This window comes from Cellulomonas sp. GTC20042 (genome assembly GCF_055389595.1).
Map to the genome: position 1 here is coordinate 3,396,461 of NZ_AP043678.1, position 21,977 is coordinate 3,418,437.

The following is a 21,977-nucleotide window of genomic DNA, read 5'->3' on the forward strand; positions in this document are numbered from 1 at the left end:
AGCCGTGCCCCGGCGGGTCGCAGGCCCGCCGGGCAGGCTCCCGACCCGTCGAGGTGCCCATGACCGCCACGCTCCCCGCTCCGCAGGCCACGCTCGCCCCGAACTACCACCCGCTGCCGGTCACGCTCGCCACCGGCGAGGGCGCCTGGGTGCGGGACACCGCGGGCCGCACGTACCTGGACATGCTCGCCGGGTACTCCGCGCTGAACTTCGGTCACCGGCACCCGGCGCTGATCGCCGCGGCGCGGGCGCAGCTCGACCGGCTGACCCTGTCGTCCCGGGCGTTCGACCACGATCTGCTGCACCCCTTCGCGGACGCGCTGTCCGAGCTGGCGCGCCCGGTGGTCGCCGGGGCCGGCCCGGACGCCGCGCCGATGGTGCTGCCGATGAACACCGGCGCCGAGGCGGTGGAGACCGCCGTCAAGACCGCCCGCCGCTGGGGCTACGAGGTGAAGGGCGTCGCCCCGGAGCAGGCCACGATCGTGGTCGCCGCCGGCAACTTCCACGGGCGCACCACGACGATCGTCTCCTTCTCCACCGACGAGGAGGCCCGCGCCGGCTTCGGCCCCTACACGCCCGGCTTCCGGGTGGTGCCGTTCGGCGACGCCGAGGCGATCCGCGCGGCGATCGACGAGACCACCGTGGCCGTGCTGCTCGAGCCGATCCAGGGCGAGCAGGGCGTGGTGATCCCCCCGGACACCTACTGGCCCGCCGTGCGGGAGATCTGCACGCAGGCGGACGTGCTGCTGGTGGCGGACGAGGTGCAGTCCGGGCTGGGCCGCACCGGCACGACCTTCGCGCTGGAGCTGTGGGGCGTGCGGGCCGACCTGGTGACGCTCGGCAAGGCGCTCGGCGGCGGCGTGGTGCCGGTGTCCGCGGTGGTCGGGCGCCCGGACGTGCTGGGGGTGCTCACCGCCGGCAGCCACGGCTCGACCTTCGGCGGCAACCCGCTGGCCTGCGCGGTGGCGCTCGCCGTGATCGACCTGCTGCGCCCCGGGACGTTCCAGGAGCGGGCCCGCGTGCTCGGCCTGCACCTGCGCGAGCGGCTGGCCACCCTGGTCGAGGCCGGGCTGGTGGAGCGCACCCGCACCGTCGGGCTGTGGGCGGGCGTGGACCTCGACCCGGCGCGCACCTCCGGACGGGCTCTGAGCGAGCGGCTGCTCGACCTCGGCGTGCTGGTCAAGGACACCCACGGCGCCACGATCCGCCTGGCCCCGCCGCTGGTGGTCGAGCGGGAGGACCTGGACCTGGCGATGGACCGTCTCGGGCAGGCGCTGCGCTGAGGCGCCGCCCGCCCGGACCGGTGACGGCCCGGACATGACGAGGCCGGTCGTGCGCAGGGCCCCCTGCGCACGACCGGCCTCGCCGGCTTCAGACGGTGCCGTGCCCGACGGTCAGGAGAAGACCATCGCGGTGTACAGGCGACCGTTGTAGGTCACCGCACCGATCGACACCGTGGACTTGCCCTCCTTGAGGATCCACGCGCGGTGCGCGGGCGAGTTCATGTACGCCTGGATCATCTGCTCGGCGCTCGCCGGCTGCACCCAGCCGACGATGTGGTCGCTGCCGGAGTGCCAGATGCTCCCCGCCGCCGCCATCTCGGCGGCGTGGTTCGCCATCGTGCTGGACCCGGTGACGGACAGCGCCGGCAGACCGTTGGCGGCCCGCTGCGCGTTGATCGCCGCACCGAGGCCGGAGATCCCGTAGGACTCCACCCCGGCCGCCCAGGAGGACGCCGGAGCGGCCGCAGGTGCAGCGGCGGCAGCGGCCGGGGCGGACCCGGTGCTGCGCGCGGCGCGCGGGGCGGACTGCCGGGAGGACGAACGCTGCGCGGCGGCAGCGGCAGCGGCCTGCTCGGCGGCGGCACGCTCGGCGGCGATCCGGGCGTCCTCGGCGGCCTGCCAGACGGCCTGCGCCTCGGCGGCGGCCTGCTGGGACGTCTGGACGGCCTGCTGCGACGCGCGGAGCGCCGCGAGGCTGGTGCCCTTGCCGACGCTCGCCGCCGAGGCGGACACCGCGTCCGCCGCCTGCTGCAGCGCGGCCAGGTTCTGGTCGCCCGCGTGCGGGGACGCCGCGAGCGTGCCCTGGGCGTCGGAGACCACCGTGCCGGCCTGCGCGACCGCAGCGGCCACCAGGGCGTCGTAGTCCGCCACGGTCACCGCGGCGGCACGCTCGGCGAAGAACCCCTCGTCGGCCTGCCGGGCGGCGACGTCGGCCGCGACCCGTCCCTCCGCGGCGGCCCAGGCGGCGGCCTCGGCGTCGCGGTCCAGCTTGATCGCGATGCCGGCGACGAGCGCGCCGAGCAGCAGGACGCTGGAACCGACCACGAGGGCGGCCGTGCGGCGCGGGTGGCGCGGCGCGGACGTCTCGTCGTGCGGGGCGGGCGGGGTGCTCTGCGTCGGCACGTTCTGGGTGAGCAGAGCGCGCTGCGTGGGCAGCGTGCCGGGCACGACCGTCGGACGAAGCGTGGGAAGCGTCGTCGTGGGGGCCTGGCGAGGGGCCGGGGGCGTAGATGCGACGCCCGGGGCCTGGTGCTGAACCGTCATCCTCTTTCCTCTCGTTCTGGCCCCCTGTCACGGACCTCATCGACGCCCCCGGGAAAGCGCTGAACACTGCGTGTGAGCGTTCACCCACGGGTGATCACGGGATCCGCGCACGGACAGAACAGGGCAGAACCGGGCACTCCCGGCTGCTGCCGGACGGGTGTCCCGATACCGACCGACCGCTCGGACGGGACCGGCTCGCAGGTCGCTCCGCGCGTCGCGGACCGACTGTGGCGGATGGGCGGCGCGACGAGGATCACCCGAACGGGCGACCCTCCCGGACCAGCCGCTTCACCCGCACCCGTTCACCCGTTCGGCGCAGCGTCGTCGGAGGTCTGCACGATCGGTCTCACCCGGTGGTCGCACGTCCGGGCCCTCCGACGCGCGGGATCCGGGCTTCGAGTGTACCTCCGGCTGGCGTGGAGGGGGGTGCGCCGGTGCGGGAGGATGGGCCCGTGGCGCACTCCTACACCGGCGGGCTCGACCCGATCGACGAGGCGATCCTGCGGGAGCTCGCGGTCGACGCCCGCGCCTCCTACGCCGACATCGGCGCCGTCGTCGCCCTGTCCGCCCCCGCCGTGAAGCGACGCGTCGACCGGCTGCGCGACCGTGGCGTGGTGCGCGGCTTCACCGTGCTGCTCGACCCCGCCGCCCTCGGCTGGGCCACCGAGGCGTTCATCGAGCTGTTCTGCCACGGCTCCACGAGCCCGGCCACCATGCGCGCCGCCGTTGAGCACTACCCCGAGGTCGTCGCCGCCAGCACCGTCACCGGCGACGTCGACGTGGTGGTGCAGGTGCGCGCTCGCGACATGCGCCACCTCGAGCAGGTGGTCGAGCGGCTGGCCGCCGAGCCCTTCGTCTCGCGCACCCGGTCGACCATCGTGCTCTCGGCGCTGCTGCGCCGGCCGGACGTGCCGCCGCCGCCCGCTGTCTGACGCGCGGCGGCAGCGCCTGCGGCCGGGACCGGCGCGGCGATCAGCCCTGCGCGGTCGCCCCGCCCTGCTCCTCCGCGGCGGTCACCCGCTCCAGGCACCGGTTGGTCACCACCATCACCGGGCATGCCGCGTGGTGCAGCACCGCCTGGCTGGTCGATCCGAGCAGCAGACCGGTGAACCCGCCGCGCCCGCGCGAGCCCACCACGATCAGGTCCGTCGCCGCCGAGAACTCCGTCAGCAGCTCGGCCCCGGTGCCGTCCAGCACCGTCCGGCGGACGGTCAGGTCGGTCTCCCCGGCCAGCGCACGGTCCACCACGACGTTCAGCCCCTCGGTGACGTCCGCCAGCACCTGCGCCTGGTCGATCGTCGCCGGCAGCCACGCCATCACGCCCGCACCCGCGCCCACCGGCACGCCCGCGACGGCGGTCAGCTCCGCGCCCCAGGCCTTCGCCTCGGAGATCGCGTAGCGCAGCGCCAGGTCCGCCTGCGGGGACCCGTCCACGCCGACCACGATCTTGCGCACCGGCCGCACCACCGGCACCGACTCGTCGCGCTGCACCACACCACCGCGCCGGCTGTCCCGCAGCGGGACCACCACGGTCGGGCAGTGCGCGTGCGCCGGCAGCGTCGAGGACACCGTGCCGAGCAGCCGGTCGGCGAACCCGCCCTTGCCCCGGGTGCCGACCACCGCCAGCGAGACGTCCTTGGACATCTCCACCAGCACCGCCGCGGCGTCGCCGGTGGCGACCGTCGTGCGCACCTCCACCGGGAGGTCGCCCACGCGCTGCCGCGCCTCGGCCAGCACCGCCTCGGCACCCGCCTGGATCGCGCTGTCGTCCAGCGCCGCGTAGCCGCCGTCCAGCGAGGCCGCCGTGAAGGACGGCAGCGTGTAGGAGCAGATCACGTGCAGCGCACGCCCTCGGGTCCGCGCCTCCGCAGCCGCCCAGTCCAGGGCGAGCATGCTCGCCGCCGACCCGTCCACACCGACGAGGATCTCCGCGTCACGGTTCACTTCCGACCTCCCTGCGAACTCCTGACCAGTCTGCTCCGATCATGCCAGGAGCGCACGTCCCGCGGGGCACGACGTGGGGATCCCTTGGTATCTGCTTGGTGCAGGCAGCGCCGCGCGACGCGTCGTCGTGCGGCGCGGGGCGACCGGAGAGGCCGACCGGTCAGGCGGCCGGGGCCAGGTACGCGCCCCACGCCGGCTCGTCCGCCACCGTGCCGCGCAGGAACGCCGCGGCGCCCCGGGGAGGGCGCGGCACGTACGGCAGCTCCCAGCCGATCTCGTGCAGCAGGCGGTCGGCCTTGCGGTGGTTGCACCGGCGGCAGGCGGCCACCACGTTGCTCCACTCGTGCCGACCGCCGCGCGAGCGCGGGTGCACGTGGTCCACCGTGTCGGCGTGGGAGCCGCAGTAGGCGCAGCGGTGGTCGTCCCGCTGCAGCACCGTGCGGCGGGTCGGCGGCTGCGGACGGCGCACCGGCACGTGCACGTAGCGGGTCAGGCACAGCACGACCGGCAGCGGCACGGAGGAGCGCTCGGAGTGCAGGGCCGCTCCCCCGCTCTCCAGCACGGTCGCCTTGCCCTGGAGGACGAGCGTCACGGCGCGCGGCAGGCTGACCACGCAGAGGGGCTCGAGGCTGGCGTTGAGCAGAAGCGTCCGGGGGGACGACGTCGAGGCAAGCAGCACGGCGTACTCCATGATCCAGACAGGGGACCCGCCTGGCTGGCGGGCCCGCTGGGTGAGCAAGCGCTGCCAGCGTACGCGCCCCACCGCCCGTCCGGCCCGGTCATTGCCGCGACCCGCGCCCGGGCGTGGCGCGGTCACCCGCCGGACGCGGCCCCGTCACCGTGCCGCCGCCCGTCCACCCGGCCGTGGGCGCCGGGCCGCGCGGCACGCCGGGGCCGACCCCGGGGACGACGAGACCCCCACCGCCGCGCGGGCGATGGGGGTCTCGTCGAGGTGCTGGGGCTCAGCCGACCCGGATGAACACCGGGGAGCTCTGCCAGATGCTGCGGAACTGGATCGTCTTGCCCGGGCGGGGCGAGTCGATCTGCTGGTCGCCGCCGGCGTAGATCGAGATGTGGCCGGGGCTCCAGATCAGGTCGCCGGCCTGGGCCTCGGACGCCGAGATGATCGTGCCGGCCGCCTTGATGCCGCTCGACGTGCGCGGCAGCTCGATCCCGAGCTGGGCGTACACGTAGGAGACGAAGCCGGAGCAGTCGAAGCCGTCGGGCGTGGTGCCGCCGGAGAGGTACGGGGTCCCGACGTAGCGGGCCGCGATCTCCAGCACCGCGTTGCCGGCCACCGACTGCGGGACGGCGGCGGCGGTGGCGACCTCGGCGGTGGCCGTGGTCTCGGTGGCGGCGGCACGGGCCTGGCTGCGCGAGGTGGTGGTGGTCGTGGCGCGCACCGGCTCGGGCTCGGGGACCACGGCGGTGACGGCCGGGGTCTCGAAGGTCCAGGCGGCGTCGACCGGGGCGGTGACGACCGGCGCGGTGTCCAGCACGGCACGGGCCGAGGCGGTCAGCGCGGTGGTGTCGACCGCGGGCAGCGCCGAGGTGTCACCCGAGGAGGTGGCGGCGCTGGCGGGGACGGCGATCATCGACACGACCAGGCCGGACGACGCCGCGACGACGGCGGTGCGGCGGCTCACCACGGCGATGGAGCCGGTGGCAGCGGTGGCGAGGTCGGTCAGGGGGGTGACGGGGCGGCGCGCGGAACGATGCCGGGCACGCGTGGAGCTTGCGGTCACGTACTGCCTCTCCTGGCGCCTACGAGGTGAGCTGTCGGGTTCGGGTTGGAGATACCCGGCCTCGTGACCCGTCCGGCGGACCGGACGTGACGCGTGGCTTCACCCCAAGGACACCGTGACTTCCGGTGCCCGCATGTGGTTCCCCCGCCCCTGCCGGCGAGTCGATCGGACCTCGGACGACGGCAGGGCTCGGCGTACCGTCCAAGGGCTCGAACGGAGGAGGGTTCCGACGAGCAGGACCGAACGTACCGGACACCGACCGGGATTGTCACGTTCCGGTCACGACGCGTTCGCCGGGATGTCGGCGGGGTGCGCGGCCGACCCGGACCGGACATGTGTGAGCGCTCGCACGGACCCCCTGGTGAGGGCCGTGCGAGCGCTCGTCGACCGGCGGGACGCACCCCGCCGGGGGTGCTCAGGACCGGGTGAGGAACACGTGCCGGGCGACCTCGTCGGGCAGGTCCAGCACCGTCTCGGCACCCGGCGCCGCCACGGTCACCACGCCGGCGCCGCGCTCCACGGTCACCACGCTGCCCGGACGCACCTGCGCCTGCGCCAGCCGCGCGAGCAGCTCCACGTCGGTCTGCAGGGGCTCGCCGAGGCGGGCCACCGTGCCGGTCACGGTGCCCTCGGCCTGATCGGCGACGGTCACCAGCGAGACGACGCCGTCGAGGAAGGACACCGGGGTCCGCTCCTCGCCGATCTCGTCCAGCCCGGGGATCGGGTTGCCGTACGGGTCGAAGTGCGGGTGGTCCAGCAGCCCCGCCAGACGCCGCTCCACCCGCTCGCTCATCACGTGCTCCCAGCGGCACGCCTCCTCGTGCACGAACTCCCAGTCGAGCCCGATCACGTCGGTCAGCAGGCGCTCGGCCAGCCGGTGCTTGCGCATGACGCGCATGGCCTTGCCCTCGCCCACGGGCGTGAGCTCGAGGTGCCGGTCGCCGGAGACGATCACCAGCCCGTCGCGCTCCATGCGCGCCACGGTCTGCGACACCGTCGGCCCGCTGTGACCGAGGCGCTCGGCGATCCGGGCCCGCAGAGGGGTGATGCCCTCCTCGGTGAGCTCGTAGATCGTCTTCAGGTACATCTCGGTCGTGTCGATCAGGTCACTCACGCCTGTGCCCTCCATGTCGTGCCCGTCCTGCGCAGTCGTCCGTCCACAGGCTAGCCGTCGTGCGCCGCGGTCGGTGCTGACGCGTATCGTCCCATCCGTGACCGCCACGCACCCGGCTGCCGCACCGCAGCCCGCCCTGCCCACGATCCCCGCCTCGCTGCTGCCCGCCGACGGGCGGTTCGGCTCCGGGCCGGCGAAGGTGCGCGACGCGCAGGTCGAGGCGCTGTCCGCCGCGGGCCGCACGCTGCTCGGCACCTCCCACCGGCAGGCGCCCGTGCGCGCGGTCGTCGGACGGGTGCGCGCCGGGCTGGCCGACCTCTTCTCCCTGCCGGAGGGCTACGAGGTGGTGCTCGGCAACGGCGGCACGACGGCCTTCTGGGACGCCGCCACGCTCTGCCTGGTCGAGCAGCGCTCCGCGCACGCCGTGTTCGGCGAGTTCGGCGCCAAGTTCGCCGCCGCGGCCGCCCGCGCCCCCTTCCTCGGCGACCCGGTGGTGACCGAGGTCGCCCCCGGCACCTCCGCGGTGCCCGCACCCGTCGAGGGCGTGGACGCCTACGCCTGGCCGCACAACGAGACCTCCACCGGCGCGATCGCCCCGGTGCGCCGGGTGCCGGGATCGCGCGAGCAGGGCGCCCTGACGCTGGTGGACGCGACCTCCGGCGCCGGCGGGCTGCCGGTGGACGTGTCGCAGACCGACGCCTACTACTTCGCCCCGCAGAAGTCCTTCTCCTCCGACGGCGGCCTCTGGCTGGCGCTGCTCTCCCCCGAGGCCGTCGAGCGCGCCGCCCGGATCGAGTCCGGCGACCGCTGGGTGCCCGAGTTCCTGTCCGTGACGACCGCGGTGCAGAGCTCCCGGCAGGACCAGACCCTCAACACCCCCGCCATCGCCACCCTGGTGCTGCTGGCCGAGCAGGTCGAGTGGATGCTGGCGCAGGGCGGCCTGGCCTGGTGCGCCGAGCGGACCGCGACCTCCGCGGGCCACCTGTACTCCTGGGCCGACGCGCGCGACTGGGCGAGCCCGTTCGTCGCCGACCCCGCGCAGCGCTCCACCGTGGTCGGCACGATCGACCTGGACCCGGCGATCGAGGCGGCCACCGTCACCCGCACGCTGCGCGCGCACGGGATCGTGGACGTCGAGCCCTACCGCAAGCTCGGCCGCAACCAGCTGCGCGTGGCGATGTTCCCCTCCGTCGAGCCGGAGGACGTGCTGGCGCTCACCGCGTGCATCGACCACGTGGTCGACCAGCTGCTCTGACCGCCGCGCGGGCCGCGCGGGTCCTGTCCGCGCGGCCCCGACCCGGCCTCAGGCGAGCCGGTGGTGGTGGCGGCGACGGGCGGCGAGGACGACCAGCAGCACGCCGGTCACCAGCAGCAGCCCGCCGATCGCGAGCGCCTGCTCGGCCTGGAGCCCGGTGGCGGCCAGCACCGCGGAGGTGAAGCCCGTGCCGAGCACGGCGGACGTCGGCTCGGCCGGGTCGTCCACGGCGAGCACCTGGGACATCACCGGGCCGGCGCAGGCCGCGGTGGCCGCGGGGTAGGAGACCGTGGTGGTCGCGGAGGGGTTGACCTCGAACAGCACCTGCACCTGCGAGCGCGCCCAGAGGTAGGGACCGCCCTCGGCCCAGGACCCGTCGGCGGCCTGCACCCGGCCCGGCCAGCCGACGGCCACGCCGTTCTCGACCACGGCCCCGGGCCACAGCACCTGCCCGGTCAGCGGCAGGCCGCTCTGCACGACGTCCACCCCGTCCGGGTTGACCCAGGTGATCGTCACGGTCTGGTTCGGCGTGCCCTCGGGGGTCACCGCGTAGTCGAGCATCGGGGTGTCGGACACGCAGACCCCGGCGGCCCGGGCGATCAGCAGCTGGCAGGCGGCGGGGGCGGCGTAGCCCTCGGCGACCTGGGCGCAGCCGCTCTCGGGGGCGGGCTCGACCACGGCGGGGGCCACCGGCGATCCGGCGAGCGCCGGACCGGCACCCATCCCGATCACCAGCACCGTCACCACCGCGACGAGCGCCGTACGGACTCGCGACATGACCCACCTCCACCTCACCCGGCCCCGTTGCCGGACCCTCGTCCCGATTCAGACAAATCGGCCATTTCGTACACAGGGTAACCCGAAGCGGGCGCGGGGCCAGACGTGGTCCGGGGTGAAGTTCCGCGGGATCACGCGGAAGTACGGACCCCGCCGCCGGGCAGGCGCTCCGATCGGCTGGTCAGCGCACCAGCCGTCGCTCAGCCCTGGGCGTCCGCGCAGGAGCCGGAGACCGACCCCGGGCCGGTGAGCGTCGGCGTGGTGCGCACGGTCAGCGCACCGGAGGGCGCGGGCACGGTCACCGTCCAGGTCTCGTGCGCGCCGGGGGCCAGCCGCGAGGTCAGCACCATCGCCGACCGCTCCCCGACCGTCGCCAGCAGGCCGCCGACCACCACGCCGTCGCGACGGACCTCCAGCAGCGTGCCGCCCCGCGCCGAGTACACCGAGACGTTCGTCGCGAGCCACCCCGCGGGCAGGCCCGAGCCGCCGTCACCCACCACCTGCGCGGGCAGGTCGGCGACGTCCGCCGGCGGGTCGTACCCGAGGTCCAGCGTCACCGTGGCCACCGGCGCGTCGGTCCCGCAGCCGGTCAGCGTGACGCTCACGGTGGCGTCCAGGTCGTAGTCGAGCTTGCCGGCGGTGCCGTCGTCCAGGAACAGCCCGACCGCCTGCGCCGTGGCCGTGTCCGACGCGGACAGGAACGCCGCGCCGACCGGCGAGGCCGCCAGCGCCGCCTGCTCGTCCGGGTGCGCCGACCACGCCCGCACCCGTCCCTGCTGCACCGACGCGGCCACCGCCTGCACGGCCGGGCGCGCCGTCGCCGGGTCGGACGCCGCGTCGCCGAGCATCCCGACCACCGCGGCGGCCACCCGCGCGTAGAACGCGTCGCCGTCCCGCGGGTCGCCGTTGTCCAGGTAGGTGTCGCGCAGCAGCGTCGCGAGCAGGGTGTCCGCGGTGATCTGCTGCCCGTCCACCTCGAGCCCCCGGCCGGTCGCCGCGAGCAGGTCGGCCACCGCCACCGGATCGGTCGCGAGCACCCCGTCCACCTGCTGACCGGTGGCGTCCGCCCAGAACGCCGCGGCGACCTCGGCGGCGCGCGGGAAGTCCGGCGTGAGCACCGTGTCCTGGATCCACCGCCCGAGCCGGTCGGTGTAGAGGGTCGTCTCGGCGTCGGTCAGCGGCAGCACGCTCGTCGCCCGCTCCGGCAGGTCCGCGGTGCTGCGCTGGCCGACCAGCCCGACGGCCCCGTCCCGCACCTGGAGCACCGCCACCGAGCCGACGATCCCGCCCTGCGCGCGCAGCTCGGCCGGGTTGAGCGTCAGCAGCAGATAGGTGCGCGGGCCGTCCGCGCCCAGCAGCCCCGGCGCGGCGGCCGCCAGGGCGCCGATCCCGTCCAGATCGATCCCCGCCAGCCCCTCCTGCACCCGGGCCACCGGGTCGGCGAGCGGACCCACCAGACCGTCGGGGTCGATCCCGTCCAGGGCGTCGCGCAGCGTGGTGGCCTCCTGCACCGCCCGCTGCACCTCAGGCGCCGCACGCAGCAGCACCGACAGGTCCACCCACCCGGCGGGGACCTCCGCGGCCGAGGCGCCGGCCGACGTCGTCGCGCCGCTGCCCAGGTCGTCCAGCGTGGCGAGCAGCCCGGGGGCGACGTCGTGGGACAGCCCGTCGGCCGCCGCACCCACCGCCCGCACCGCGCGCAGGTCGTCCCCCACCCAGGGCAGGTGCTCCGCGAGCGACCACAGCGGATCCGTGGACGCGTCGCTCAGGCGGGTGGCGGCGTCCTGCACCGCCGGCAGCCTGGCCGTCAGCGCCTCGGCGTCCAGCGACTCGACCTCCGTGCCCGCACCCTCGACGGCTGCCCGCAGGTCGCGCGCGGCCTCCGCCGCCTGCCAGACGCGGAGCCCCAGCCACCCCCCGGCGAGCAGCAGCACGCCGAGCAGCACGAGCAGGGGGACGAGCACGCGGCGCCTGCGGCGGCGGGGTGCGCGGGCGGCGCGGCGGTCGCGGCGCGTCTGGTCGGCGGGCGCGGGGCCGGCCAGCGCGGGACCGCCAGGCTCGGGATCGTCCCGCAGCGGACCCTCCGCCTCACCGTCGCGCGCACTCCCGGACGGCACGGCAGCGTCCGTCGGGTCGACGGCCTCCTCGCCGTCCGGTGCGCCTCGCATCCGTCGATCGTGACATACCGGACATATCGGACTGCGCGATCGAGGGCCAGTTCACCCGCGCGGGACCGGGTGAACCGGGGATCAGGCCACGGACGTCTGGTCCGCCGCCTCCTGCACACCGACCCGCTCAGGCGCCGCGCGGCGGGGCGTCGGCACATCCGGGTGCACGACCTCCAGGTGCGGGCGGGCGACCAGGTGGTAGCGCACCTCGACCCGCCACCGGCGCTTGGCCCAGATCGCCGCACCGCTCGCCACCAGCAGCGCCGTGATCGAGCCGATGCCGATCGACCAGCGCGGACCGAAGGTCTCGCCGATCCAGCCGACGATCGGCGACCCCACCGGCGTCGCCCCCAGCATCACCATCATGTAGAGCGACATCACCCGGCCGCGGACCTTCGGGTCCGTCGACATCTGGATCGTGGTGTTCGCGGCGGTCAGCATGGTCAGCGAGGCCAGCCCGACCGGGATGCACGCGATCGCGTAGGACGTGTAGGTCGGCATCAGGCTCAGCACGCCGGTCGCGATGCCGAAGGCGAAGGCCGAGCCGATCACCAGGCGCACCCGCGGGCGCTCGCGACGCGCGGCCAGCAGCGCACCGGTGAGCGAGCCGATCGCCAGGATCGACCCGAGGATCCCGTACTCCCCCGCACCCTTGCCGAACTCGGCGCGGGCCATCAGCGCGCTGGTCATCTGGAAGTTGAGGCCGAAGGTCGACACCACACCGATCACGACCATGATCACCAGGATGTCCGAGCGCCGGCGGACGTAGCGGATCCCCTCGCGGATCTGCCCCTTGGCGCGCGGCGCGACCGGCATCGGGTGCAGCTCCTCGCGGCGCATCTGCGTCAGCGCGAAGATCGTCGCCGCGAACGTGAGGCCGTTGATGACGAACACCCAGCCCGAGCCGACCGCCGCGATCAGCAGACCCGCCAGGCCGGGGCCGACCAGCCGCGCCGCGTTGAAGGACGCGCTGTTCAGGCCCACCGCGTTGGAGAGCTTGCTCGCCGGCACCAGCTCCGCCACGAAGGTCTGACGCACCGGCTGGTCGACCGCCGCCACGCACCCCAGCAGCAGCGCGAACACGTACACCTGCCACAGCCGCGCGTGCCCGGACAGCACCAGCGCACCCAGCCCGAACGCCAGCACGCCCTGCGCGACCTGGCTGAAGATCAGCAGCTTGCGCCGGTCCACCCGGTCGGCCAGCACACCGGCCCACGCCGACAGCAGCAGCGTCGGCGCGAACTGCAACGCCGTGGTGATGCCGACGGCGATGCCGGAGTCGTCGGACAGGTCGGTCAGCACCAGCCAGTCCTGGGCGACGCGCTGCATCCAGGTGCCGACGTTCGCGACGAGCGCGCCGGCGAACCAGAGGCGGTAGTTGAAGAAGCGGAGCGAGGCGAAGGTGGAGTTCATCGAGCGGTCGTCAATCTGCTGCCGCGATCCGACGCAGGAGCTGGGCCGCCTGCGCCAGCGTGGCGCGTTCGTCGGGGGTGAATGAGGAGAGCTGCTGGGCGAGCCACGCGTCCCGGCGGCGACGGGTCTCGCGGACCTCCGCCACGCCGGCCTCGGTCAGGCTGACCACGACCAGCCGCCCGTCGGTCGGGTGTTCCGACTTCTGCACGAAGCCGATCTCGACCAGGGCGTTGACCGTGCGGGTCATCGACGGGGGCTGCACGTGCTCGTGGTCCGCGAGCGCGCCCGGCGTCAGCGGCCCCTCACGGGTGAGGATCGCCAGCACGTTGAACTGCGGGTCCGGCAGGTCGGCGGCGCCGCGGCGGGACCGGATGCGGCGGGCGGCCTTGCTCAGCGCCACCCGCAGCTCGCCCGCGAGGGTCGTCGGCCGGCACTGCGACGCGGGGACGCCCGCCTTCTCGACCATGGACACGATCGTTACCCTAACTCATTACCCCCGCTAACGAAACCCCTGCGCACGACCTTCACCCACCCCGCACGCACGCTCGCGCACCGCGCACCCGCCCCGCGCCTGCGCCTGAACCCCGCGCCCGCGCACGCCCCGCACCCGCGCATTCGCCCGCCGCAGCGCCCACGCGCCCCATCACCGCCGAGTTGTCATCTCTTGTCGCTTCGGCGACGCGGGAAGCGACAAGAGATGACAACTCGCCGAGGGGCGGTTGGTCATCCACAGGGGCGCGAAGGGCGTTGTCGTCCACAGGGCGCGTCGCGCAGGGGTGCGGATCTGGCGCACGGGCGTGCAGCGTGGAGCGATGCCGACTCCGCTGACCCCGCTGCCCAGGCACCTGCGAGCCTCGACGTTCACGTACGCAGCCGCGCGCGGTGCCGGGGTGAGCGCCCGCCGACTGCGTCACGTCGGTCTGCGTGCGCCGGCGTGGGGTCTCCGGACTGCGCGCGCAGCACCGGCCGCAGGCCCTGAGCGGCTGGTGGAGCGCTGTCACGATCTCCTGTCCGTGCTCCCTGACGGGTCGGTGTTCTGCGACGAGACCGCCCTGGGGCTGCTCGGCATCGATCTCCCGCGGGGCGTGCACGCCGACGGAGATCTTCAGGTGGTTCTCCCACCCGGGTCCTCCCGTCCTCGTCGACGAGGGGTGCACGGCCGGCTCCGACCGATCGACACGGCGCGCGACCTGCGATGGCGGCACGGGCTGCCGGTGCTCGACCCGATCGCGGTGTGGGTGCAGCTGGCCGGGCGGCTGACCGTGGTCGAGCTGGTCGTGCTCGGTGACGCGCTGACCCGACGCAAGCGGCCGTGGTGCACACCCGCGGCGCTGGAGGCTCGGGTGGCCGCGCTGCCGGCGGGCACGCGGGGCGTCCGACGGCTGCGCGAGGCGGTCACGCTGGTCCGGGCGCGGACCGACTCGTGCATGGAGTCGCGGCTGCGGTACCTGCTGATCGACGGGGGCCTGCCGTGCCCGCTCGTCAACCACGAGGTCCAGGATGACGACGGGTGGTTCGTCGCGATGCCCGACCTGGCCTACCCAGCGCTGAAGATCGCGATCGAGTACGACGGCGACGTGCACCGCACGGACAGACGGACCTGGCGACGTGACATCGCCCGCCGTCAGGCCCTCGAAGCGCTGGGCTGGCGCGTGATCACCTGCACCGCCGACGACGTCGACCGCACACCCGACCGCACGCTCTCCTTGGTCCGTGCCGCGATCCGCTCTCGCCGGTGACCGCCCACGCCGCCCACGCGCGCCCACCCACGTCGCCGAGATGTCATCTCTTGTCGCTTCAGACGCGCCGGAAGCGACAAGAGATGACAACTCGGCGAAGGAGGGCCCCGAGGGAAGGCCCGATGCGCGAACGGTGGCGGCGCGGGACGCGCAGCAGGCGAGCAGCGCGCACAGCCGAGCGCACACCGCGCAGCGCGGGCGCGACGGGCGCTAGGGGCGGCCGAGGGCGCGGTAGGTCCAGCCGGCGGCGCGCCAGGACTCCGGGTCCAGGACGTTGCGGCCGTCGAGGATGCGGCGCTGGGCGACCGCAGCACCCAGCGCCGCGGGGTCGAGGGCGCGGTACTCGGGCCACTCGGTGGCGAGCAGCACGACGTCGGCACCGGCCACCGCCTCCGCCACGGAGTCGACCAGCGTCAGCCCGTGCCCCTCCGGCAGCATCGCCGCTGCCGTCGCGAGCGCCTGCGGGTCGGTCACGGTCACCTGGGCGCCCTGGCGCTGCATCTGCTGGGCGACGGCGAGCGCCGGGGAGTCGCGCACGTCGTCGGAGTCGGGCTTGAACGCGGCGCCGAGCACGGCGATCCGCCGGCCGACGATCGAGCCGCCGCAGACCTCGCGGGCCAGGTCGACCATGCGCACGCGCCGGCGCTCGTTGATCGCATCCACCTCGCGCAGGAAGGACAGGGCCTGGTCGACACCGAGCTCGCCGGCGCGGGCCATGAACGCGCGGATGTCCTTGGGCAGGCAGCCGCCGCCGAAGCCGAGACCGGCGTTGAGGAAGCGGCGGCCGATCCGGTCGTCGTAGCCGATGGCGTCGGCGAGGCGGGTGACGTCGGCGCCGGTCGCCTCGCACAGCTCGGCCATGGCGTTGATGAAGGAGATCTTGGTGGCGAGGAACGAGTTGGCGGCGACCTTGACCAGCTGGGCGGTGGCGTAGTCGGTGACCACCAGCGGGCAGCCCTCGGCGAGCGGGGCGGCGTAGACCTCGTCCAGGATCTCCCGCGCGGCGACCCCGGACGGCCCGTCGGGCACGCCGTAGACGAGCCGGTCGGGGTGCAGGGTGTCCTGCACGGCGAAGCCCTCGCGCAGGAACTCGGGGTTCCACACCAGGGTCGCGCCGGTGCCGGACAGGCGGGCGGCCAGCACCTCGGCGGTGCCGACCGGCACCGTCGACTTGCCGACCACGAGGTCGCCGGGGGCGAGGTGCGGCAGCAACCGGGCGAAGGCGTCCTCGACGTGGTGCAGGTCGGCGCGGAACTCGCCGTGCAGCTGCGGGGTGCCGACGCAGAGGAAGTGCACCTGCGCACCGGCGACCGCGCCGGGATCGGTGCTGAACGACAACCGCCCGGTCTCCCGCGCGTCGGCGAGCAGCGCGGGCAGGCCGGGCTCGTAGAACGGGGCGGCGCCCGCACGCAGCAGGTCGATCCGGGCGGGGTCGACGTCGACGCCGACCACCTCGTGCCCGAGGGTGGTCATGGCGGCGGCGTGCACCGCTCCGAGGTATCCGCAGCCGATCACCGAGACGCGCATGCGCCCATGATCGCGGGTGGCACGACGACGCCCCCGGCACCACGCGGGTGCCGGGGGCGTCGGACGAGCAGGTGCTACAGGCCGAGCCAGCTCTTGATCGGGCCGATGAGGAAGTACGCGACGAACAGCACGCCGGCCACCCACATCAGCGGGTGGACCTTGCGGAACTTGCCCAGCGCGGCCTTGATCACGATGAACGAGATGACGCCCGCGCCGATGCCGACGGTGATCGAGTAGGAGAACGGCATCAGGATGATGGTGAGGAACGCGGGCACCGCGACCTCGAGGTTCTTCCAGTCGATCCCGCTGATCTGCATGACCATCAGGAAGCCGACGACGACCAGCGCCGGGGTGGCGGCCTCGAAGGGCACCATGTCCACCAGCGGGGACAGGAAGGTCGCCAGCAGGAACGCGACGCCGGTGACGACCGAGGCCAGACCGGTGCGCGCGCCGTCGCCGACACCCGCGGCGGACTCCACGTAGGAGGTGTTGGACGAGACGCTGCCCGCACCACCGGCCGCTGCGGCCAGGGAGTCCACGATCAGGATCTGCTTGGTGCGGGGCGGGTTGCCCTCGTGGTCGAGCAGACCGGCCTCGCCGCCGACGGCGACCATGGTGCCCATCGTGTCGAAGAAGTCGGCCAGCATGACCGAGAACACCAGCAGGACGACCGCGACGATGCCGATCTTCTCGATCGACCCGAACAGCGAGAACTGGCCGAGCAGCGAGAAGTCCGGGGTGGCGACGACGGAGTCCGGGATGGCCGGGACGTTGAGCTCCCAGCCGGCGGGGTTGTCCGCGGTCTGCGAGCCGATCTTGCCGACGGCCTCCACGACGATCGCCAGCACGGTCGCCGAGACGATGGCGATGAGCAGCGCGCCCTTGACCTTGCGGGCCATGAGGATCACCGCGAGGAACAGGCCGACCACGAAGACCAGCAGCGGCCAGGAGCCGAGGGACCCGCCGATGCCGAGCTCGACCGGGGTGGCCTGGCTGAACGGGATCCGCACGAACCCGGAGTCGAACAGGCCGATGAAGGCGATGAACAGGCCGATGCCGACGCTGATCGCGGTCTTGAGCTCCATCGGGACCGCGCGGAACACGGCCTCCCGGAACCCGGTGAGCACGAGCACCAGGATGATGATGCCCTCGAGCACCACGATGCCCATGGCGTCGGCCCAGGTCATGTCGGGCAGCGAGGCGATGGAGAACGCGACGACCGCGTTCAGCCCGAGGCCGGCGGCCAGCGCGAGCGGGAAGTTGGCGACGACGCCCATCAGGATGGACATGACGCCGGCGACCAGCGCGGTGGTGGCCGCGATCATCGGGATGTTCGGGCCGTCACCCCCGCCGAGGAAGTTGCCGGTGCCGTCCTGGACGGTGCCGATGATGAGCGGGTTGAGCACGATGATGTAGCTCATCGCGAAGAACGTGACGAGGCCGCCGCGGATCTCCGTGCCGATCGTCGAGCCACGCTCGGAGATCTTGAAGAAGCGGTCGACAGCGTTCCGCGGGGCGGCGGGCGCGGGCGCCCCCGTGGAGGTGGTGGACATGGGACGAAGTGTGGCAGAACCGTGAAGGTCGCCGTGCACCCGCCCACGAAGGTTTACCGCCCGGAAACGCGACCGGCCGGCCACCCCGCGCGGGGCGACCGGCCGGTCGAGGACGATGACGTCAGATGACCAGCACCGACGTGCAGCCCGTGCCGTACCCGGCGACCTCGACCTCCAGGTCGAGCCGGCGCACGTAGGCGAGCACCCACTGCGCCACGTCGGCGGGCAGCGGCTCGCGCGGCGCGTACACCGCGTCGAGCTTGAGGTGCGGGGCGTCGCCCACGTTGAACAGCGAGGCGGTGACGTTGAGGATCTCGCCGGCGTTCTCGGACAGCGCGACCGGCAGCGTCTCCTCCTCGATGGCGGTCTCCGCGGTGCGCTGCGGCACCAGGGCGATCGCCGCACCCATCCGGGCGGCCAGCGGCAGGTCGAGCAGCACCAGGGCCGACAGCTTCATCATGCGGTCCACGAAGACGCCGACCATGGCACCGCCGCCCAGCACCGGGTCGACCATGGGGCCGCCGGTGGTCACGTCGATGTCGCGGCCGACCAGGCTCTCCCAGAGCTCACGGACCTCGAGCGCCGAGGGCAGCGGGGTCTGGTCGCTCATGCGAGCACCGGCTCGATGGCGTCGCGGAACGCCTCCGCGGTGAACGGCTTGGCGATGAGGAACAGCGCCCCGGCCTCGTCGGCCATGTCCCGCATCTCCTGCGAGCCCTCCGAGGTCACGAAGCCGAACGGCGTGGAGAAGCCCGCGGCGCGCAGCGCACGGATCAGCTCGATGCCCGTCATGTTCGGCATGTTCCAGTCGGAGAGCACCACGTCCGGTTCGTCGGCCTTGACCATCTCGAGCGCCTCGGCGCCGTCGGAGGCCTCCCGCACGTCCCAGTCGTAGCCGGCCTGGCGCAGCGTGCGGATCACGATCTGCCGCATCACGCGGCTGTCGTCAGCGATGAGCACGCGAATCATGGCTCGTCACTTCCCTTCGGTGTGTCGCGGCACCCGCCGCGTCGGACTTCAGCAGACCCGGTCTTTACTGGAACAGCCAGACGACCACGACGATCGACCGACCGCGCCAGTCCAGGCGCAGCTCGTGCGAGAGCGAGGTCCCCGGCACCACCGGGAGCTCGGAGGCGACCTGCGGCAGACCCAGGGTGCCCTGGCTCGGCAGCAGCGCCTTGACATTACCCCCCACGACGTTGGCGACCTCACCGAAAGCATCCACCAGATCGGCCTCGGACACCTCCTCGTCGGGGTTCATGCCGAGGAGCGCGCGGGCCAGCTCGTGCGCGGTGGCCAGGTCGGTGGTGACGGCGGCACGCCCGGCCAGCTCGCCGTGCACGTCCACCCAGGCGACCAGCGGCTCGGCGGGGGCGGGCACGTCGCCCTCCCAGGGGCGCAGGTAGCCGGGCTCGCCGTCGATCATGGCCGCGAAGACCTCTTCGGCGATGGCGTACACCTGGTCGTGCTCGACGGCGGCGGTCATACGGTCTCCTCAAGGGGGACGAGCCCGAGCAGGTCGAGCTTGTCGCGGATGGCGTCGGTGGTGAAAGGCTTGATCAGGTACTCGTGGGCACCGGCCGCCAGCGCGCGCACGATCTGGCCGTGCTCGCTCTCGGTGGTGACCATCATCAGGGTGATGCCGCGCCAGGCCTGGTTGGCCCGCACGCGGGTCACGAAGGTCAGCCCGTCCATCACGGGCATGTTCCAGTCGATGCAGGCGAGGTCGACGTCCTCGCCGGCCTCGAGGAGGTCGAGCGCCTGCTGGCCGTCGCCGGCCTGGAGCGTCTCGAACCCCAGCTCTTCCAGTGCGCCCGCGACGATGCGTCGCATCGTCCGCGAGTCGTCGATGACCAGGGCTCTCATCGCGTCACTCCTTGATCGAAGGCGGGTCCGGCCGGGCGCGGGCGCGCCGTCGGCAGCGTCGTCGCCGGCGGGGTGCCGGGACGCGCGAAGGTCGGGGTGGGGGCCAGCGCCGGCGGTCTGCTCGGTGCCGGCGGGAAGGCGGGCGCGGGCCGGGTCGCGGGGGTGCCGAACGCCGGGGCTGCCGCCGGGGTGGTGACGGCGGGGCGCGGGGTGGGCACGCCACCGGCGCCGACCGGTCGGTACACCGAGCCGCGCTCGACCGGCACCCGCTCCCAGTCGCCGTCCACGCCGATGGTGGTCTCCGCGGCGCCGAGCACCAGGAACCCGCCCGGGCGCAGCACGCGGTGCACCCGCGACAGGATCGAGCGCTTGGTCTCGAGGTCGAAGTAGATCAGCACGTTGCGCAGGAACACGATGTCGAACGGCCCGGCGGGGGGCATGTCGAGCAGGTTGTGCTTCTGGAAGGTGATCTGCGCGCGCAGCTCGTCGGCGATCTGCCAGTCGTGGCCGTTGCGGCGGAAGTAGCGGACCAGCATGGGCGCCGGCAGGCCGCGGTTGATCTCGAGCTGCGAGTAGCGCCCCTCCTTCGCCTGGTTGAGCACCTGGTCCGACAGGTCGGTGGCGACGATCTCGGTGCGGGTCGACGGGCCGAGCACCTCGGCGAGGGTCATCGCGATCGAGTACGGCTCCTGCCCGGTGGAGCAGGCCGCCGACCACACGCGCACCCGGTCGACGACCGGCCGGTCGGCGCGCAGCGCGGGGACGATGTGCGTGCGCAGCGCGCTGAACGGCGTGTTGTCGCGGAACCAGGAGGTCTCGTTGGTGGTGAGCGCCTCGACGATGTCCGCCAGGTCCTTCTCGCGCCGGGCGGCCCGCACCTCGCGGACGTAGGGGTCGACCCCGGCGTGGCCGGCGTCGCGGGCGAGCGGCAGCAGCCGGCTCTCGACCAGGTACTCCTTGCCGGCCTCGAGCTGGATGGCGCTGCGACGCCGCACGATGTCGGCGACGAAGTCGAACGTGTCCTGGGTCAGGCTCATGGCCGACCTCCGATCAACGGTGCAGGGCGGGGGCCCTGGGGCCGGGTGGCGCCGGACTGGCGCGCGAGGATCGACTCGATCGAGGCGGTGACCTCGCCGAGCGGGAGGATGCGGTGGGCCAGGCCCGCGGTCGCCACGGCGCCCGGCATGCCCCACACGACGCTGGTGGCCTCGTCCTGCACGACGACGGTGCCGCCGGCGGCGACCACGTCCTCGCAGCCGGTGCGGCCGTCCGCGCCCATGCCGGTCAGCACGACGGCGAGCAGCTGCCCGCCGAGCTCGCGGACCGCGGAGCGGAACAGCACGTCCACCGAGGGCCGGCAGAAGTTGACCGGCGGTCCGTCGGTGATCGCGGTGCGCAGCATCCCGGCGGACCTGCGCAGCTCGAGGTGGTGGTCGCCCGCGGCGATGTACACGGTGCCGGGCTCGAGCAGCTGGCCGTCGGTGGCCTCGACCACGGTGGCCGGGCCGAGCCGGTCGAGCCGCGCGGCGAGCTGCCGGGTGAACACCGGCGGCATGTGCTGCACGACGAGCACCGGCACCGGGGGCGCGGCGGACAGCCCGCCGAGCACCTTGGACAGCGCCTCGGGACCGCCGGTGGACGAGCCGATCACCAGCGCGCGCACCGGGTGCGGGGCGGGGGCCTCGCGCGGGACGGCGGTGCGCTTGGGCGCCGCGGACCCAGCGGAGAGCGGGGCGCGGGCGGCGGGCGCGGCGGCCGGACCGGCGGCGGGGCCACCGGCACCCGGGACCGACGCGCGCGGGGCCTCGTGACCGCCGGCGCGGCGCGGCACCAGGGCCTTGATCTTGGGGATGAGCTGGTCGGCGACCTGGGTCAGCGACTCCTGCACGCTGCCGACGTTCGCCGGCTTGGTGACGTAGTCGGTGGCCCCGGCGACCAGGGCGTCCAGGGTGGCGGACGCCCCGCGCTCGGTCAGCGTGGAGAACATGATGATCGGCATGGTGTGCCGGGCGCGACGCAGCGCGCGCACCGCCTCGATGCCGTTCATCTCCGGCATCTCGATGTCCATGGTCACGAGGTCCGGCGCGAGCTGGTCGACCTTCGCGAGCGCGATGCGGCCGTTGGACGCGAAGCCCACGACCTCGATGTCCGGGTCGCGCGAGAGCGAGTCCGTCACCAGCCGGCGGATGACGACCGAGTCGTCGACCACCAGCACACGGATCCTGGTCACAGGACCTTCCTCTCTCACGCGCAGACCAGCCGCACCGGCCGGTTCGAGTTGCCCATCGGTCGGTGCGGCCGGTTCCTGAGGCCCGCAGGCCCTCGGGAGA

At 74.1% G+C, this 21,977-nt stretch carries 21 protein-coding genes and 1 riboswitch; of the genes, 4 read left to right on the forward strand and 17 right to left on the reverse strand.

What is annotated here, in order from left to right; translation table 11 throughout:
- The first annotated feature begins 59 nt into the window (after positions 1-59).
- Positions 60-1,283: an ornithine--oxo-acid transaminase gene (gene rocD / locus ACZ5HG_RS15725; RefSeq protein ID WP_464177987.1), complete on the forward strand. Its 1,224-nt coding sequence runs from the start codon at positions 60-62 to the stop codon at positions 1,281-1,283.
- Positions 1,284-1,394: 111 nt separating this feature from the next.
- Here rocD and ACZ5HG_RS15730 read toward each other — a convergent pair whose 3' ends face one another.
- Positions 1,395-2,450: a CAP domain-containing protein gene (locus tag ACZ5HG_RS15730; protein ID WP_464177989.1), complete on the reverse strand. Its 1,056-nt coding sequence runs from the start codon at positions 2,448-2,450 to the stop codon at positions 1,395-1,397.
- 548 nt (positions 2,451-2,998) lie between these two features.
- Here ACZ5HG_RS15730 and ACZ5HG_RS15735 point away from each other — a divergent pair.
- Positions 2,999-3,478, forward strand: a complete 480-nt coding sequence (locus tag ACZ5HG_RS15735) for an Lrp/AsnC family transcriptional regulator (RefSeq protein ID WP_464177991.1) — start codon at positions 2,999-3,001, stop codon at positions 3,476-3,478.
- A gap of 40 nt (positions 3,479-3,518) precedes the next feature.
- Here ACZ5HG_RS15735 and ACZ5HG_RS15740 read toward each other — a convergent pair whose 3' ends face one another.
- The 4 genes from ACZ5HG_RS15740 to ACZ5HG_RS15755 all read right to left on the reverse strand — a co-directional run bounded on the left by ACZ5HG_RS15740 (position 3,519) and on the right by ACZ5HG_RS15755 (position 7,349).
- Positions 3,519-4,490: a universal stress protein gene (locus ACZ5HG_RS15740; RefSeq protein ID WP_464177993.1), complete on the reverse strand. Its 972-nt coding sequence runs from the start codon at positions 4,488-4,490 to the stop codon at positions 3,519-3,521.
- A gap of 160 nt (positions 4,491-4,650) precedes the next feature.
- Positions 4,651-5,169 carry an HNH endonuclease gene (locus tag ACZ5HG_RS15745; protein WP_464177995.1) on the reverse strand — a complete coding sequence of 173 codons (519 nt, stop codon included), beginning with the start codon at positions 5,167-5,169 and terminating at the stop codon, positions 4,651-4,653.
- 283 nt (positions 5,170-5,452) lie between these two features.
- Complete coding sequence (locus ACZ5HG_RS15750; RefSeq protein ID WP_464177997.1) at positions 5,453-6,235, reverse strand: C40 family peptidase; 783 nt, start codon at positions 6,233-6,235, stop codon at positions 5,453-5,455.
- A gap of 2 nt (positions 6,236-6,237) precedes the next feature.
- A riboswitch (cyclic di-AMP (ydaO/yuaA leader) is annotated at positions 6,238-6,404 on the reverse strand.
- A 246-nt stretch (positions 6,405-6,650) separates the two neighbouring features.
- Positions 6,651-7,349, reverse strand: a complete 699-nt coding sequence (locus tag ACZ5HG_RS15755) for a metal-dependent transcriptional regulator (protein WP_464177999.1) — start codon at positions 7,347-7,349, stop codon at positions 6,651-6,653.
- Between the two features lie 97 nt (positions 7,350-7,446).
- On the opposite strand from ACZ5HG_RS15755, the gene serC reads away from it, so the two are divergent.
- On the forward strand, positions 7,447-8,604 hold the full coding sequence (gene serC / locus ACZ5HG_RS15760) for a phosphoserine transaminase (RefSeq protein WP_464178001.1): 1,158 nt from the start codon (positions 7,447-7,449) through the stop codon (positions 8,602-8,604).
- Positions 8,605-8,652: 48 nt separating this feature from the next.
- Here serC and ACZ5HG_RS15765 read toward each other — a convergent pair whose 3' ends face one another.
- The 4 genes from ACZ5HG_RS15765 to ACZ5HG_RS15780 form a co-directional block, all read right to left on the reverse strand.
- Complete coding sequence (locus ACZ5HG_RS15765) at positions 8,653-9,381, reverse strand: peptidase (protein ID WP_464178003.1); 729 nt, start codon at positions 9,379-9,381, stop codon at positions 8,653-8,655.
- 200 nt (positions 9,382-9,581) lie between these two features.
- Positions 9,582-11,549, reverse strand: coding sequence for a DUF4012 domain-containing protein (locus tag ACZ5HG_RS15770; protein WP_464178005.1), 1,968 nt, complete (start codon positions 11,547-11,549; stop codon positions 9,582-9,584).
- A gap of 81 nt (positions 11,550-11,630) precedes the next feature.
- Positions 11,631-12,962: an MFS transporter gene (locus tag ACZ5HG_RS15775; RefSeq protein ID WP_464178007.1), complete on the reverse strand. Its 1,332-nt coding sequence runs from the start codon at positions 12,960-12,962 to the stop codon at positions 11,631-11,633.
- 10 nt (positions 12,963-12,972) lie between these two features.
- Entirely contained in the window at positions 12,973-13,428 is a 456-nt protein-coding gene (locus ACZ5HG_RS15780; protein ID WP_464182185.1) for a MarR family winged helix-turn-helix transcriptional regulator, read from the reverse strand.
- A 346-nt stretch (positions 13,429-13,774) separates the two neighbouring features.
- Here ACZ5HG_RS15780 and ACZ5HG_RS15785 point away from each other — a divergent pair, with 346 nt between their 5' ends.
- On the forward strand, positions 13,775-14,701 hold the full coding sequence (locus tag ACZ5HG_RS15785; protein ID WP_464178009.1) for a DUF559 domain-containing protein: 927 nt from the start codon (positions 13,775-13,777) through the stop codon (positions 14,699-14,701).
- A 210-nt stretch (positions 14,702-14,911) separates the two neighbouring features.
- On the opposite strand, the gene ACZ5HG_RS15790 is transcribed toward ACZ5HG_RS15785, so the two are convergent.
- The 8 genes from ACZ5HG_RS15790 to ACZ5HG_RS15825 all read right to left on the reverse strand — a co-directional run bounded on the left by ACZ5HG_RS15790 (position 14,912) and on the right by ACZ5HG_RS15825 (position 21,877).
- Positions 14,912-16,228: a UDP-glucose dehydrogenase family protein gene (locus ACZ5HG_RS15790; protein WP_464178011.1), complete on the reverse strand. Its 1,317-nt coding sequence runs from the start codon at positions 16,226-16,228 to the stop codon at positions 14,912-14,914.
- Between the two features lie 74 nt (positions 16,229-16,302).
- Entirely contained in the window at positions 16,303-17,781 is a 1,479-nt protein-coding gene (locus tag ACZ5HG_RS15795; RefSeq protein ID WP_464178013.1) for an NCS2 family permease, read from the reverse strand.
- Positions 17,782-17,902: 121 nt separating this feature from the next.
- Positions 17,903-18,391 (reverse strand): hypothetical protein, encoded by a 489-nt coding sequence (locus tag ACZ5HG_RS15800; RefSeq protein WP_464178015.1) that lies wholly within the window; start codon positions 18,389-18,391, stop codon positions 17,903-17,905.
- Complete coding sequence (locus ACZ5HG_RS15805; protein ID WP_464178017.1) at positions 18,388-18,750, reverse strand: response regulator; 363 nt, start codon at positions 18,748-18,750, stop codon at positions 18,388-18,390. Before ACZ5HG_RS15805 ends, ACZ5HG_RS15800 begins: the two co-directional genes overlap by 4 nt.
- Before the next feature lie 64 nt (positions 18,751-18,814).
- Positions 18,815-19,267: a chemotaxis protein CheX gene (locus ACZ5HG_RS15810; RefSeq protein WP_464178019.1), complete on the reverse strand. Its 453-nt coding sequence runs from the start codon at positions 19,265-19,267 to the stop codon at positions 18,815-18,817.
- A complete protein-coding gene (locus tag ACZ5HG_RS15815; RefSeq protein ID WP_464178021.1) occupies positions 19,264-19,647 on the reverse strand; it encodes a response regulator in 384 nt (127 codons plus the stop codon). The genes ACZ5HG_RS15810 and ACZ5HG_RS15815 overlap by 4 nt, the downstream gene beginning before the upstream one ends.
- Positions 19,644-20,684 (reverse strand): CheR family methyltransferase, encoded by a 1,041-nt coding sequence (locus ACZ5HG_RS15820; protein ID WP_464178023.1) that lies wholly within the window; start codon positions 20,682-20,684, stop codon positions 19,644-19,646. Before ACZ5HG_RS15820 ends, ACZ5HG_RS15815 begins: the two co-directional genes overlap by 4 nt.
- The gene (locus ACZ5HG_RS15825) at positions 20,681-21,877 is read right to left on the reverse strand and encodes a protein-glutamate methylesterase/protein-glutamine glutaminase (protein ID WP_464178025.1); all 1,197 of its coding nucleotides are present in this window, start codon (positions 21,875-21,877) and stop codon (positions 20,681-20,683) included. Before ACZ5HG_RS15825 ends, ACZ5HG_RS15820 begins: the two co-directional genes overlap by 4 nt.
- Between the last annotated feature and the right edge of the window lie 100 nt (positions 21,878-21,977).

Coding starts and splice junctions, on each gene's coding strand:
- rocD (WP_464177987.1), top strand. CDS start 60: ATGACCGCCACGCTCCCCGCTCCGCAGGCCACGCTCGCCCCGAACTAC.
- ACZ5HG_RS15765 (WP_464178003.1), bottom strand. CDS start 9,381: ATGTCGCGAGTCCGTACGGCGCTCGTCGCGGTGGTGACGGTGCTGGTG.
- ACZ5HG_RS15770 (WP_464178005.1), bottom strand. CDS start 11,549: ATGCGAGGCGCACCGGACGGCGAGGAGGCCGTCGACCCGACGGACGCT.
- ACZ5HG_RS15775 (WP_464178007.1), bottom strand. CDS start 12,962: ATGAACTCCACCTTCGCCTCGCTCCGCTTCTTCAACTACCGCCTCTGG.
- ACZ5HG_RS15780 (WP_464182185.1), bottom strand. CDS start 13,428: ATGGTCGAGAAGGCGGGCGTCCCCGCGTCGCAGTGCCGGCCGACGACC.
- ACZ5HG_RS15785 (WP_464178009.1), top strand. CDS start 13,775: ATGCCGACTCCGCTGACCCCGCTGCCCAGGCACCTGCGAGCCTCGACG.
- ACZ5HG_RS15790 (WP_464178011.1), bottom strand. CDS start 16,228: ATGCGCGTCTCGGTGATCGGCTGCGGATACCTCGGAGCGGTGCACGCC.
- ACZ5HG_RS15795 (WP_464178013.1), bottom strand. CDS start 17,781: ATGTCCACCACCTCCACGGGGGCGCCCGCGCCCGCCGCCCCGCGGAAC.
- ACZ5HG_RS15800 (WP_464178015.1), bottom strand. CDS start 18,391: ATGAGCGACCAGACCCCGCTGCCCTCGGCGCTCGAGGTCCGTGAGCTC.
- ACZ5HG_RS15805 (WP_464178017.1), bottom strand. CDS start 18,750: ATGATTCGCGTGCTCATCGCTGACGACAGCCGCGTGATGCGGCAGATC.
- ACZ5HG_RS15810 (WP_464178019.1), bottom strand. CDS start 19,267: ATGACCGCCGCCGTCGAGCACGACCAGGTGTACGCCATCGCCGAAGAG.
- ACZ5HG_RS15815 (WP_464178021.1), bottom strand. CDS start 19,647: ATGAGAGCCCTGGTCATCGACGACTCGCGGACGATGCGACGCATCGTC.
- ACZ5HG_RS15820 (WP_464178023.1), bottom strand. CDS start 20,684: ATGAGCCTGACCCAGGACACGTTCGACTTCGTCGCCGACATCGTGCGG.